The 12,756-nt window shown below is 71.8% G+C and carries 10 protein-coding genes and 2 pseudogenes; 6 read left to right on the forward strand and 6 right to left on the reverse strand.

Annotated elements, in window-relative coordinates:
* Nucleotides 1–116: 116 nt before the first annotated feature.
* Genes pelF through ACWDR4_RS15005 form a run of 3 tightly spaced genes read left to right on the forward strand, consistent with a single transcriptional unit; the run spans nt 117 to nt 3,790 of the window.
* Nucleotides 117–1,640, forward strand: coding sequence for a GT4 family glycosyltransferase PelF (gene pelF / locus ACWDR4_RS14995; RefSeq protein WP_450408489.1), 1,524 nt, complete (start codon nt 117–119; stop codon nt 1,638–1,640).
* Nucleotides 1,637–3,088: a hypothetical protein gene (locus ACWDR4_RS15000; RefSeq protein WP_450408492.1), complete on the forward strand. Its 1,452-nt coding sequence runs from the start codon at nt 1,637–1,639 to the stop codon at nt 3,086–3,088. The genes pelF and ACWDR4_RS15000 overlap by 4 nt, the downstream gene beginning before the upstream one ends.
* 42 nt (nt 3,089–3,130) lie before the next feature.
* Nucleotides 3,131–3,790 carry a spherulation-specific family 4 protein gene (locus ACWDR4_RS15005; RefSeq protein WP_450408494.1) on the forward strand — a complete coding sequence of 220 codons (660 nt, stop codon included), beginning with the start codon at nt 3,131–3,133 and terminating at the stop codon, nt 3,788–3,790.
* A 35-nt stretch (nt 3,791–3,825) separates the two neighbouring features.
* On the opposite strand, the gene ACWDR4_RS15010 is transcribed toward ACWDR4_RS15005, so the two are convergent.
* On the reverse strand, nt 3,826–4,665 hold the full coding sequence (locus ACWDR4_RS15010) for an adenosylcobinamide-GDP ribazoletransferase (RefSeq protein ID WP_450408496.1): 840 nt from the start codon (nt 4,663–4,665) through the stop codon (nt 3,826–3,828).
* A 99-nt stretch (nt 4,666–4,764) separates the two neighbouring features.
* Here ACWDR4_RS15010 and ACWDR4_RS15015 point away from each other — a divergent pair, with 99 nt between their 5' ends.
* Entirely contained in the window at nt 4,765–5,526 is a 762-nt protein-coding gene (locus ACWDR4_RS15015; protein ID WP_450408499.1) for a hypothetical protein, read from the forward strand.
* Here the strand turns inward: ACWDR4_RS15015 and ACWDR4_RS15020 are convergent.
* The 3 genes and pseudogenes from ACWDR4_RS15020 to cobT all read right to left on the reverse strand — a co-directional run.
* Nucleotides 5,469–5,660, reverse strand: a pseudogene (locus ACWDR4_RS15020) (hypothetical protein); the annotation flags it as partial. The gene ACWDR4_RS15015 and the pseudogene ACWDR4_RS15020 overlap by 58 nt on opposite strands.
* Nucleotides 5,661–6,112: 452 nt before the next feature.
* Nucleotides 6,113–7,916 (reverse strand): annotated as a pseudogene (locus tag ACWDR4_RS15025) (phosphatidylglycerol lysyltransferase domain-containing protein).
* A gap of 53 nt (nt 7,917–7,969) precedes the next feature.
* The gene (gene cobT, locus ACWDR4_RS15030; protein WP_450408502.1) at nt 7,970–9,073 is read right to left on the reverse strand and encodes a nicotinate-nucleotide--dimethylbenzimidazole phosphoribosyltransferase; all 1,104 of its coding nucleotides are present in this window, start codon (nt 9,071–9,073) and stop codon (nt 7,970–7,972) included.
* 134 nt (nt 9,074–9,207) lie between these two features.
* Between cobT and ACWDR4_RS15035 the strand changes: the two genes are divergently transcribed.
* Complete coding sequence (locus ACWDR4_RS15035; protein ID WP_450408505.1) at nt 9,208–10,080, forward strand: class I SAM-dependent methyltransferase; 873 nt, start codon at nt 9,208–9,210, stop codon at nt 10,078–10,080.
* A 246-nt stretch (nt 10,081–10,326) separates the two neighbouring features.
* On the opposite strand, the gene ACWDR4_RS15040 is transcribed toward ACWDR4_RS15035, so the two are convergent.
* On the reverse strand, nt 10,327–11,526 hold the full coding sequence (locus ACWDR4_RS15040) for a bifunctional adenosylcobinamide kinase/adenosylcobinamide-phosphate guanylyltransferase (protein ID WP_450408508.1): 1,200 nt from the start codon (nt 11,524–11,526) through the stop codon (nt 10,327–10,329).
* 115 nt (nt 11,527–11,641) lie between these two features.
* Here ACWDR4_RS15040 and ACWDR4_RS15045 point away from each other — a divergent pair, with 115 nt between their 5' ends.
* Nucleotides 11,642–11,857 carry a hypothetical protein gene (locus tag ACWDR4_RS15045; protein WP_369036758.1) on the forward strand — a complete coding sequence of 72 codons (216 nt, stop codon included), beginning with the start codon at nt 11,642–11,644 and terminating at the stop codon, nt 11,855–11,857.
* A gap of 108 nt (nt 11,858–11,965) precedes the next feature.
* Here ACWDR4_RS15045 and ACWDR4_RS15050 read toward each other — a convergent pair whose 3' ends face one another.
* On the reverse strand, nt 11,966–12,673 hold the full coding sequence (locus ACWDR4_RS15050) for a class I SAM-dependent methyltransferase (RefSeq protein ID WP_450408510.1): 708 nt from the start codon (nt 12,671–12,673) through the stop codon (nt 11,966–11,968).
* Nucleotides 12,674–12,756 lie beyond the last annotated feature (83 nt).

The raw sequence follows: 12,756 nt of genomic DNA on the forward strand, positions 1-12,756 counted from the left end.
GGGGCTGTATTTGATTTGCGGCTACCGCCGCGTGGGCGCGACAAGCCACAACGCACCCGCACTCGGCATCGGTCCCGACCCCCCACACATCACCCGCACCCAGGGGAGAGCAACCCGTGCTGCGAACCGGCCGCCACGTAACCATGCTCACCGAAGGCACCTACCCGCACGTCCACGGAGGGGTAAGCACCTGGTGCGACCAACTGGTCAAGGGCATGCCCGAAGTCGACTTCCACATAATCTCCCTCACCGGCAACGGCCGCGAACCCGTGACCTGGGAGCTACCACCCAACATCTACCAACACACCTCCGTACCGACCTGGGGCCCCCGCCCAGGCCGCGCCCGCGCCCCCCTGGGCCGGTCCCGCCGCCGCTTCATCGCCACCTACGAACGCTTCCTCCTCTCCTTCCTGGACCCTCAGGCCCCCTGCGACTTCGGCGAGGCCTTCTACGAACTGGCCCAACTGGCCCGCGACGGACGCCTGTCGGCGGCCCTGCGCACGGAATCGGCGCTGCGCTCGCTGATGCGGATCTGGACGACGCCCCACCTCCCAACCGCCGAAGCACGCCCGACAGTTCACGACGCGTTGACGGCAACGGACCTCCTGGAACACGCACTTCGCCCCCTCGGCACCCGCATCCCCGAGGACTCCGTCGCCCACGCGGTCAGCAGCGGCCTCGCCACCCTGCCCGCGCTCGCCGCGCACAAGCTGGACGGCGTGCCCTTCCTCCTCACCGAGCACGGCATCTATCTGCGCGAGCGCTACCTCGGCTACCGCAGCGGTGAACAGCGCTGGCCCGTCAAGGCGTTCATGCTCGGCTTCTACCGCGAGCTGAACACCCTCGGCTACCGCGAGGCCGACCTCATCACCCCCTGCAACCAGTACAACCGCCGCTGGGAGGAGCGCGGCGGCGCCGACGCCGACAAGATCCGCACGGTCTACAACGGCGTCGACCCGCACGCCTTCCCGCACGCCGGCCCCGAGCCCGAGGTCCCGACCCTCACCTGGTGCGGACGCGTCGACCCGATCAAGGACCTGGAGACCCTCCTCCACGCGTACGCCATGGTCCGCGCCGAACTCCCGGAGACCAGGCTGCGGTTGTTCGGCCCGGTACCGGCGGGCGGCGAGGCCTACAAGACTCGCCTGGAGAAACTCGCCGCCGAACTCGGCGTCACCGACGGGCTGACCTTCGAGGGCCGTATCAGCGAGGTCTGGCGCGCCTACGCGGCCGGTCACATCGTCATGCTGTCGTCGATCTCCGAGGGCTTCCCGTTCTCCATCATCGAGGCGATGTCCTGCGGCCGTACGACGGTCTCGACGGACGTGGGCGGCGTCAGCGAGGCCGTCGGCGACACCGGTCTGGTGGTCCCGCCGCGCGAGCCGGAGAAGATGGCGGCAGCCGCCCTGACCCTGCTCCGGGACGACGAACGGCGCCTGAAACTCGGCCAGTCGGCCCGTCAGCGGGTGATCGACCGTTTCACGCTCCGCCGTTCCGTGGACGCCTTCCGCACCATCTACCAGGAACTCGCCGGCGGGCCCCAGGCCTACGAGCCCACCCTGGAGACCGTCGCCGACTGGACCCTCGAACTGCGCGACCCCTGGTACCGGGCCGTAGCGACGGACGGGACCGGCTGGTGAGCGGAAGCATCCGGATGCCGCCGGGCGCGGGCTCCGACACGCTCCCCGTGATACCCCGCCAACGCAAGCCGCCCAGCTGGGCCGAGCCCGACCCGATAGACCAACTGGCGGACAGACTCGACGACTTCATAGCCGCCGCCGTCCACCCGGACGAGATAGCCGCCCTGTTGGAGTCCGACGGCATGTCGGACGACCAGATACGCAAGCGGTACGGCGTCAAGAACTCCTTCGCACTCGCCGAGGAGCTGTACGACCGGGTCGAGCGCCGCTACCCCGAACCGGAGGGCCCACCCCACGACCCCTGGCGGACCGACCTGCTGGCCTGTCTCCTGAGAGGCGTGGTCTTCGCCCTCCCCGGCCTCGGCTACGTCCTCGGAGCCCCCCTCCTGGCCGCCCCGGGCCTCCCACTCCTGACAGGAGCCCTGGTCGCCTGGACCTGGAATCAGGCCCTGTCCCACCGCGCATACTCCTGGTTGAGCCTGGACGCCCCCGACTCGGCCCGCCGCACCTTGCTCCTAGGGGCTCCGGCCGGCGCCCTGCTGGGCACCCTGGCCGCACTGGCTGCCGGCGGATCAGGAGACCCGACCGCCGTGCTCTTCGCAGCCGGCCAGTCCTGCTACCTGGGAGCGGCCACGATCCTCCTGGTACTGCACCGCGAACGAGCCCTCCTGGCCGCCTTGTTGCCGATGACGGCAGGCGCAACCCTGACCATGATCCACCCCATACCGAACGAGGCAAGAGCCCTCCTGCTGCTGACCTCCCTGGCGACGGTGGCGATCCTGGCCGCACTGAAAGTCACGCCTGCCAGGAGCGCCCCAAAGGGGCGCGGGGCTGTATTTGATTTGCGGCTACCGCCGCGTGGGCGCGACAAGCCACAACGAACCCGCAGCCGACCGACAACAAAGGGCCCCCAACTCGCAGCGTCTCTCCCGTACGCCCTGTTCGGCCTGAGCACCGGCATCCTCGTCCTCTACTCCCTGGACGACGCCCTCGCACTGACCCTCAGCATGGGCCCCGCCGAATACCTCCTCCACCGCTTCCGCAGCAACACCCTCACCGCCCTACGCTCCACCACCACCCCAAAAACCTTCCGCCACACCACAACCCTCACCCTCATCAAGTACCTCACCACCTACCTCACCACCCTCCTCACCCTCAGCCTCACCACCTCGACCCTCTGGCCGACCTCCCCAGGCACACAAGGCATCAGACTCACCGGCCTGCTCCTCCTGGGTGTCGTCCTCTGGACAAGCCTCCTGCTCCAGTCCGTCGGCGCAGTCCTCCACGCGGCAGCGACCTGCTGCGCCGCCGCCCTGGCCCAGACCCTCGCCCTGGCGACCCACGCGGGCAGCCCGCACTGGGTGGCCCTGACCGTGTACGGCACGGCGGCCGGAGTCCAGACGGTCCTGGTCGGCGTCCTGCTGGGCAGAGCGACGGCCCACCGCTGACGACCTCCAGGACCCCCGGTCGACCGAACGAAAGCCCCTCACATGAGCCCGAACAGCCGCCTCCTCGTCCCGTACTACGAGCACCCCTCCGTCCGCCCCGCCGAATGGGAGGCGATCCTCGCCGCCGCGCCCCGCCTGTACGGGGTGGTCCTGAACCCGGCCAACGGCCCCGGCGATCACCCCGACCCGGCGTTCGCCGAGATCGCCGCCCGCCTCCGCGCGGCCGACGTCCGGGTCCTCGGATACGCCGACACCGCCTACGCCCGCCGACCGGTCACCGCCGTCGTCCGCGACCTGGTCCGCCACCACGACTGGTACGGCGCCGACGGCGTCTTCCTCGACCAGGTCACCACAGGCCCCGACGGGCTCGACCACTACCGGCGTCTGGCCTCGGCGGCCTGGGGCGCCGGCTGCCGCACCCTCGCCCTGAACCACGGCACCCCGCCACACCCCTCGTACGCCAGGATCGCCGACGTCCTGGTGACCTTCGAGGGCACCTGGGACACGTACCGCACCCAGCGCCCCCAGCCCTGGCGCGCCCCCGGAACGAGCCTGTGCCACCTCGTGTACGGCGTCCCGCCGGACGCCGATCCCGCAGCGGAGGCGAGGACCCGGGGCGCCGCCCTGCACTGCGCGGTACCCGGCACCGGGGATCACCCCTGGGGAACCCTGCCCCACACCGTGACCGTGCCCGTGGGCTGAGCGGACACCGGGTGGACCGGGTGGACGGGGTGGGTTCAGCCCAGCGACAGCACGACCAGTGCCGTCGTCGCCGCTGTCTCCGCGAGGCCGCCGAAGACATCGCCGGTGACCCCGCCGAAGCGGCGCGTGCAGCGCTGGAGGAGGAGTTCGGCGGCGGCGCAGGCCACGATGACCGCGAAGGCCGTACGGACGATGTCGAACGGTCCGAAGAACGCCCCGTAGCCGGCCGCCAGGGCCGTGACGAGGGCCGTCACCAGCAGCGCCGAGCGCACGGGGACCGTTCCCGCGACCGCCGCCCCCAGCCCCTCGGGCCGCGCGGCCGGTACGCCGGTGCGGGCCGCCAGGGTGAGGGCCAGCCGGGCGGCGGTCGCCGAGACGACGGCGGCGAGCGCACCCCGGGCCCATGAGTCGCCGTACAGCTGTGCGAGCGCGGCCACCTGGGCCAGCAGCATGAGCAGGAGGGCGACCACCCCGAACGGGCCGATGTCCGACTGCCTCATGATGCGCAGCGCGTCCTCGGCGGGCTTGCCGCTGCCCAGCCCGTCGGCGGTGTCGGCGAGACCGTCGAGATGGAGCCCCCGGGTGAGTACGGCGGGCACGGCGGCCGTGGCGACGGCGGCGAGCAGCGCACCCGCGCCCAGGAACAGGAGCAGCAGGCCGACCAGAGCGGCACACGCACCGACGACCAGACCGGCCACCGGCGCGCACAGCATGCCGCCGCGCGCCGCGTCCCGGTCCCAGCGGGTCACCTTCACCGGCAGCACGGTCAGCGTGCCGAAGGCGAACCGGAGCCCGTCAAGGGGATCGGAGGGCGGGGAGTCGGAAGGGGGCTCGGACGGCCTGGGCGGCTCGGTGGGCGGCGGGGGCGTGGACACCGGCGCAGAGTACCCGCAGGGGTGAGAACTGCCCAGGGCGGGCGGCGAACAAGCGGTCGAAGTGATCGGTAACGGCGTATAAGCGGATAAAGTGCGCGCATGGGTCATTGGCTGGAGCGGAACATCATCGAGCCGGGCAAGCTGCCGCTGCTCCTGGCGCTCGCCGCGTTCGTCCTGACGTTTGTGATCACCCGGGTCGTCACCCGGATGATCCGCGCGGGCAAGGGCCCGTTCGGCAACGTGAAGGCGGGCGGGATGCACATCCATCACGTCGTGCCCGGGGTCGTACTGACCGTCGTGGGCGGATTCGGGGCCGTGGCCAGCGGACAGCGCGGCTTCGGCGCGAGCCTGTGCGCGGTGCTGTTCGGGATGGGCGCGGGCCTGGTGCTGGACGAGTTCGCGCTGATCCTGCACCTCGACGACGTCTACTGGAGCGAGGCCGGCCGGCAGAGTGTCGAGGTGGTGGTGCTGACGGCGGCACTGGTCGGCCTGGTCCTCCTGGGGTTCGTGCCGTTCGGGGTGAACGGACTCAGCGACGAGGACATCCAGAACCGGGCCGGAGCCATCCTCAGCGTCGGCGTCAACTTCCTCTTCGCCCTCCTCGCCCTGAGCAAGGGCAAGGCCCGCACGGCGATCTTCGGGGTGATCGTCCCCTTCGTCGCGATCATCGGCGCCATCCGGCTGGCCCGCCCCGGCTCGCCCTGGGCGAAGCGCTTCTACGTCCGCCGCCCGCGCGCCCGTTCCCGCTCCACCCTGCGCGCCTACCGCCACGACCGCCGCTGGGCCGGCCCCCGGCGCCGCATTCAGGACCTGATCGGCGGCAAGCCCGACCCGGCCCCCGCTCCCGCCGTACGCCGGTGACGCAGCGCCGAGACCCCGCACCGGACGAGTACGGCCACGATGGCCGCCAGATGCTCCTTGCCCGCGAGGTTGTCCTTGAGGACCACCTCCACCACCATCGCGACGATCACCGCACCGGCGGTCACGTACGCCCGTTGACTTCCTCGCCTGCGTGAACGCAGGCGATTGCGGTCAGCACCGCTAGGCGGTGCTCCCTCGGGTTCCTGCTTCATCGGCCCCTGCCACCCGGGGGTGGTCTGACAAGGTCTCCACAGGCTTGACGTCCCGCCAGTCCGGCGGTAGGTCCGCCAACTGCGTTGTCGGACAAGGCGACGCTAGCAGTGGTGCTGCAGCTCTCCGGGCCGTCGGCCTCAGGATGCCCTTCACCTCCACCCTGAAGGATGGAGCACTGGGCAAGTGTTCGGTAGCGCCCACCCAGGAACGCGGCGAGGCCCACCACGGCCGCCGACGGGCCGGTGTCCGTGCCGTCACCGCCCGCCACCGCCGCCGGAGCAGGGGCCCGCGTACGGCGACGTACAGCGGCCCCCATTCGGCGCGGGCCCGGCGGACGACCATACCCATCAGGCCGTGCTCGATGTCTGCGTGCTCATCTCTTCGACTCCAGGTGTCTGCGGTGCAGCCACTTCGGCAGTCCCGGTGCCTCCAGGAAGCCCTCCGCGCGGGCGGCGGCGATGCCGATGCGCGGCAGGTCCGCGCTCTTCTCGAAGAGCAGGAACCGGGGTTCCCAGATGGGCCGGTACTTCGCGTTGGCGCGGTACAGCGACTCGATCTGCCACCAGAGGGAGAAGAAGCTGAGCAGCGACCGCCACAGCCTCAGCACCGGCCCCGCGCCGATGCGCCCGCCACGTTCGAAGACGGAACGGAACATGGCGAAGTTGAGCGACACCTGAGTGATCCCGATCTCCTGGGCCCGCTGGAGAAGCTCGATCACCATGAACTCCATCAGCCCGTTGTCGGAGTCCCGGTCGCGCCGCATGAGGTCGAGCGACAGGCCGTTGGGACCCCAGGGAACGAAGGAGAGCACGGCCCTCAACTCGCCCGCACCTTCCCCCGCGCGGCTGTCTGCACATTCGAGCATCACGCACTGCCCGTCGTCCGGGTCGCCGAGCCGCCCCAGCGCCATGCTGAACCCGCGCTCGGTGGCGCCGTCCCGCCAGTCGTCGGCGCGCTGGAGGAGGTACGTCATCTCCTCGGCCGGGATGTCCGCGTGGCGGCGGATGCGCACGGTGTACCCGGCCCGCTTGACCCGGTTGCAGGCCTGCCGGACGGTCCGCATGGCCCGCCCCTCCAGCGTGAACTCGGCGGTCTCCACGATGGCCTCGTCGCCGAGTTCGAGGGCGTCGAGACCGTGCCGCGCGTACACCGTCCCGGCCTCCTCGCCCGCCCCCATCACGGCCGGGATCCAGCCGTGGACACGGGCCTCGGCGAGCCACGGGTCGATGGCGCCGGGCCAGGCCTCCGGGTCGCCGATCGGATCACCGGCGGCCAGCGAGACCCCGCCGACGACGCGGTAGGCGACGGCGGCCTTGCCGGTGGGGGACCAGATGACGCTCTTCTCGCGGCGCAGGGCGAAGTAGCCGAGGGAGTCGCGGTCGCCGTTGCGGTCGAGGAGGGCGCGCAGCCGGGTCTCGTCGTCCTCGGTGAGCGGGTCGACGGCACGACGGGAGCGGAAGGCGGCGTAGAGGACGGCGAGGATCAGCAGCGTACTGATGATGTTGATGACGACGTCGACCCAGTTGGGCGTGGAGATCCCCGCGAAGCCCGAGTCGTCGGCGGCGACGGAGATCAGCCGCATCGTGCCGTAGTTCCAGCGCTCCAGGAACGTCGAACGGTGGCTGTCGTCCGCCTGGTTGGCGACGGTGACGAGGAGCGCGGCGAGGAGCGAGGAGGCGAGCAGCCCGCCGACCGCGACGGCGGCGGCGAGCCGCGCGTTGGACCGGTCGCCCTTGGCGTAGAACTCCCGCTTTCCCACGACGAGCGCGGCGACGAAGGCGGCGGTGAGGACGAGCGAGATCCAGTTCTGCGCGTGCTCCCGGATCTCCGCGAAGAACATGGCGAGCGCGAACAGCAGCAGGAACAGCGAGCCGATCACGATGTTCAGGATCCAGGCGGCCCGTTTGCGGCGCCGCATGGTGATCGCGAGGAACATCGTGAACACCCCGGAGGCGAAGCCGGCGGTCAGCAGGTAAGGCGTGAAAGAAGTTCTCCTCGTTGTGCCGCCGTACGTCGTTCCCGAAGGAGACCCACACCGCGCTGAGGAGATTGACGAAGGTGACGACCCGCAGGTACCAGACGGCGAACGCGGCGGCTCGCCGTGAGGCGGTGGTACTGGCACGGGCACGGGCACTGGCACGTCGTTGAACGTTCGGCGTGAGCCGGGCATCTCCCATGGAGAGCGATCATATGGGGCATGTTGTGTGATATGCCCCATATATCCCTCCGTTCAGAGGGCCTCCGTCTCCGTCTCCTTCACGTCCTCCGTCTCGGGCTTCTCGGGCGCCTGGGGTACCTCGGGCAGCTCCGCCGCCAGGGCCGCCGCGGCCTGCACCAGCGGCAGGGCCAGCAGCGCGCCCGCGCCCTCGCCCACGGTCACCCCGTGGTCGAGCAACGGCTCCAGGGCCATCCGGTCCAGGGCCTTCGCCTGGGCCGGCTCCCCGCTGTTGTGCCCGGCGAGCCACCAGTCCGGCGCCCGGAACGCGATCCGCTGCCCGACCAGCGCACAGGCGGCCGACACCACGCCGTCCAGGATCACCGGCATCTTGCGCACCGCGCTCTGCAGCAGGAACCCGGTCATCGCGGCGAGGTCGGCGCCGCCCACCGTCGCCAGGAGCTGCAACTGGTCCCCGAGCACCGGCCTGGCCCGTCGCAGCGCGTCACGGATCGCGGCGCACTTGCGCATCCATGCCAGGTCGTCGATCGGCAGCCCGCCCCGCCCGGTGACGACGGACGCGTCGGTCCCGCACAACGCGGCAACCAGCACGGAAGCGGGCGTGGTCCCGCCGACGCTCACATCGCCGAGCACCACCAGATCCGTACCGGAGTCGGCCTCCTCGTCGGCCACGGCGACCCCAGCGAGGAAGGCGGCCTCCGCCTCCTCCAGGGTCAGCGCGTCCTCGACGTCGATCCGCCCGCTGCCGCGCCGCGCCCGGTGCCCGGCGACCCCGTCGGGCAGCGCGTCCGGCTCGCAGTCCAGCGCCATGTCGACGACACGCACCGGGACGCCGAGCCGCCGCGCGAGCACGGCGACCGGGCTGGAGCCGTCCAGCACGGCCCGCACGGACTGGTCGGCACTGCCGGCGGGCCGCGCCGACACACCCAGCCCGGCGATCCCGTGATCCCCCGCGAACAGCACGACACGCGGCCGTTCGACCGGCCGCACCGGTACGGAGGACTGCGCCGCCGCCAGCCACTCACCCAGGTCGTCGAGGCGCCCGAGTGACCCGGGCGGCACGATCTGACGCTCCCGGCGCGCCTCCGCGTCGCGGCGCACACCGCCGTCGGGACGCTCGATCAGATCGGTGAAGTCGTCGAGATTAAGCGAGCTCATTCGCCGAACAGTACCGGCAGCGATCGAACAGGGCGCCGCCACGTGGAAGCCATGTCATTGCACCCGGGATCACGATCCCCTACGTAACGTTTTGATACGCAATGTCGGAGCACCTCCGTTGGCAGGAGCCGCCCATGCCCCCCGCCCCCAACCCCAGGGCGACCGCCCCACAGGAGACCGGGACGACCGACGGGTTCCACGAGCCGCGCCGGGAGGACTGCCCGTGGTGCGGCTCCAAGAGCCTGCGCACCCGCCTGCGTACGCCGGACCCCCGACAGCGAGGGCAGCGGGGGTGGCGGGGATGGCGTGGGCCGGGCACGTTCGTCGTCGACGAGTGCCGGGACTGCGCGCACGCCTTCCAGAACCCCCGCCTCACCGCGGAGGGCCTCGCCTTCTACCACCAGGACCTGCCCGAGGCCCCCCACCTGGTCGCGCCCCGCCGGCACCGCGCGGCGGCCCGGGCGATGCTCCGCTTCCCGGAACCGGAGAGCTGGCTGGACGTGGGGACGGGGGAGGGTGCGTTCCCGGCGGCGGCGAAGCGCTACTTCCCGTACACGGCGTTCGACGGCGTGGACACCACGCGCCGTGTCCAGAAGGCCCGGGCCTCGGGCCACATCGAGGAGGCCCACCGGGGCCGCCTCACGGATGAGCGGATCGTCAACAGCCTGCACGCCCGTTACGACGTCGTCAGCATGTTCCATCACCTGGAGCACACCCCGGATCCCCGCGAGGAACTCCGCGCGGCTCTGAGGGCTCTGCGCCCCGGCGGCCACCTCCTGATCGAGGTCCCGGATCCGCACGGGGCGTTCGGCACGCTGCTGGGCAGGTGGTGGCCCTGGTACGCCCAGCCCCGCCATCTCCACCTGATGCCGCTGGCCAACCTGGTGACGGAACTGGAGTCCCAGCGGTGCACGATCATCGCGGCGGATCACCGGGAGCCGCGTGCTCTGCTGCGGAGGGCGCGTTTGGCGAACACGTACCGGATCATCGCGAGGCGGGAGGGGTAGCCGCGGGCCGGTGGGGGCTGGTCGCGCAGTTCCTCGCGCCCCTAAAGACCCCGCCCGTCCCGATCCGTTTGGCTGCGGGCGGGTGGGGGTTGAGCGCGCAGTTCCTCGCGCCCCTGGAGGGGCGGGCCTGGTCGCCTTGCTGCGGGCATGCGTGTCGCCTGGGGCGGCTCCCGTCCCACCGAGAGCGGCGCCCCGTTAGCGCCGGGCTGCGCGACCCACCCCCCGGCACCAGCCCCGGGCGCCCTCTCACCCCCGAAGCGCGACCGCCTGCCCTGCCACCACCAGCAGCACGTGCTCGCACTCGGCCCCGAACGCCGAGTTCAGGCGCCCCAGCTCGTCCCGGTACCGGCGCCCGGATGCCGTCGCCGGGACGATCCCCGACCCCACCTCGTTCGACACGGCGACAACAGTCCGCCGCGTCGAACGGACCGCCGCCGTCAACTCCCGTACCCGCCGCCGCAGTTCCTTCTCCCCGCCCCCCGCCCACTCCGCGTCGTCCCACGCCCCCACCCGATCCATCGCATCCGTCAGCCACAGCGACAGACAGTCGATGAGCAACGGCGAGCCCTCGTCCTCCAGCAGCGGTACGAGGTCACAGGTCTCGGCGGTACGCCATGACCCCGGCCGCCGTTCCCGGTGCGCGTGCACCCGCGCCGCCCACTCCCCGTCCCCGTTCCGCGTCCCACCCGTGGCCACGTACAGCACGTCCGGGAAGGCTTCCAACCGCCGCTCCGCCTCCACCGACTTCCCGGACCGCGCACCCCCCAGCACCAGCGTCCGCCGAGGCACGTCCGGTACGTCCTCGTACACCCCGACCGTCAACGTCGTACCGTCCGCCACCGCCCGCGCACCCGCCGCCGCGAGCCTGCGCCGCAGTTCCGCACCCGGCGGCACGTCATGGTCCAGATGGACGGCGATGACGTCCGTGGCCGGGCCCAGCGCCCCCACCGCCCGCAGCCGGGCCAGCGCGTCCGGCCGCCCCACGACATCCGCGAGGACCATGTCGTACGCGGGACCGTTCTCGTCCAGCCCGGCCGGCGCCGCGCCCGGCGGCAGGTACAGCAGCCGCTGCCCGTCCGGACCGGTCACCGCGTACCCCGTACCGGGCGCGTCCATCGGGACCGCGCGCACCCGGTGCCCGGTCAGCAGCGCCAACTCCCGCCCGTCCGGCACCCGTCCGGGCTGCGGCAGCCCCGCCGGCACCTCGACGGCGGGCCCGTCGTGCGGATGCGACAACAGCACCTGCCGTACGCCGCCCAGCGAGTGCCCCGCGCGCGCGGCGGCGAGCACGGCGCCGGGGGTGAGGTCGAGCAGCAGTGTGCCGTCCACGAGCAGCGCGGTGGCCGCCCGCGCGTGCACGCCGAGCGCGCCGGTACAGGCCGCGCACGCACAGTCGGGGCGGGGGAGTCCCGCGGGGGCACCGGTGCCGAGCAGAGTGAGTTCCACGAACCTGATTTTCGCCTGTCCCCGCAGGTCTTGCGCGTCCGGATAGGCTCTCGGACCAGGAGCCGGATCAAGATCAGGCTCCTGGTCTGCAGTGGTTCACATCTTGGAGGCGTACATGGCGGCATGGACGTGGCGGTTCGAGAAGACCGACGGGGCGGAGGTCCAGCCCGCGGTGGAGCCCGAGGAGTTCACGACGCAGGGGGACGCCGAGTCCTGGATCGGTGAGTACTGGAAGGACCTTCTCGCAGGCGGCACGGACCAGGTACGCCTGTTCGAGGACACCACGGAGATCTACGGCCCGATGAGCCTGCACGACGCCCAGGACGCGTAGCGGTACCTGGAGGGGCGCCCCGAAGGGCGCCCCTCCAGGGGCGCTTTTAGGGGCGCGGGGAACTGCGCGACAAGCCCCCACCGGCCCGCGGCCAACGAACTACCTCTCTCAACCCCGAACCCCACACAGGTGCAGCAACGCAGCCACCTGCCGGTAAGGATCCGTCCGCCCAGCCCGCTCCTCCACGGCCAGCAACGCCTCAACCTCGGCCTCGCCAGGAATCTCCGCGTCGTCATCCGCCGTGTCCGTGAACACCCGCACCCCGTACCACGCATGCAACGGCGCCCCGATCCCCGCGAGCGTCCCAGTCAGCGTGGACAACCGGTCGGCACGCACATCGAGCCCGAGCCGGTTCGTGTAGGAGTCCGTGTCGAAGGCGCCCAGCGCGCCTGCCCAGTCCCCGGCAAGCCCCGCCCGCATGGCCAGCGCATCCCCGTTGCGCACCAGCAACGACAGCAGGCCGCCCGGCGCCAGCATCCGCGCCAGCCCCGCCAGCAGGGCGTCCGGCAGTTCGACGTACATCAGTACGCCATGGCACAACACCACGTCGAAACTGCCCGGCAGAAAGTGCACCCCGGTGTCGCGGCCGTCGCTCTCGAGGAGCCGGACGCGGTCACGGATGCCCTCCGGCTCGGCGGCGAGGGCCGCACGGGCCGCGCCGAGCATCTTCGGGTCCTTCTCGACACCGGTGACCTGATGACCGGCCCGGGCCAGCCGCAGTGCCTGCGTGCCCTGGCCCATACCGACGTCCAGCACCCGCAGCCGCTGCCCGACCGGGAACCGCCCGGCTATCTGCTCGTCGAGCTGCCGGGCCACCAGTTCCTGCCGTACGACATTCCGCAGCCCGCCCAGCTTGTGCAGCCAGGCATCCGCCGCGCCCCCGGAGAATGACGTAGTGC

The organism is Streptomyces sp. NPDC000878 (assembly GCF_053599695.1).

Coding starts and splice junctions, on each gene's coding strand:
- ACWDR4_RS15045 (WP_369036758.1), top strand. CDS start 11,642: ATGGCGGCATGGACGTGGCGGTTCGAGAAGACCGACGGGGCGGAGGTC.
- ACWDR4_RS15005 (WP_450408494.1), top strand. CDS start 3,131: ATGAGCCCGAACAGCCGCCTCCTCGTCCCGTACTACGAGCACCCCTCC.
- cobT (WP_450408502.1), bottom strand. CDS start 9,073: ATGAGCTCGCTTAATCTCGACGACTTCACCGATCTGATCGAGCGTCCC.
- ACWDR4_RS15015 (WP_450408499.1), top strand. CDS start 4,765: ATGGGTCATTGGCTGGAGCGGAACATCATCGAGCCGGGCAAGCTGCCG.
- ACWDR4_RS15035 (WP_450408505.1), top strand. CDS start 9,208: ATGCCCCCCGCCCCCAACCCCAGGGCGACCGCCCCACAGGAGACCGGG.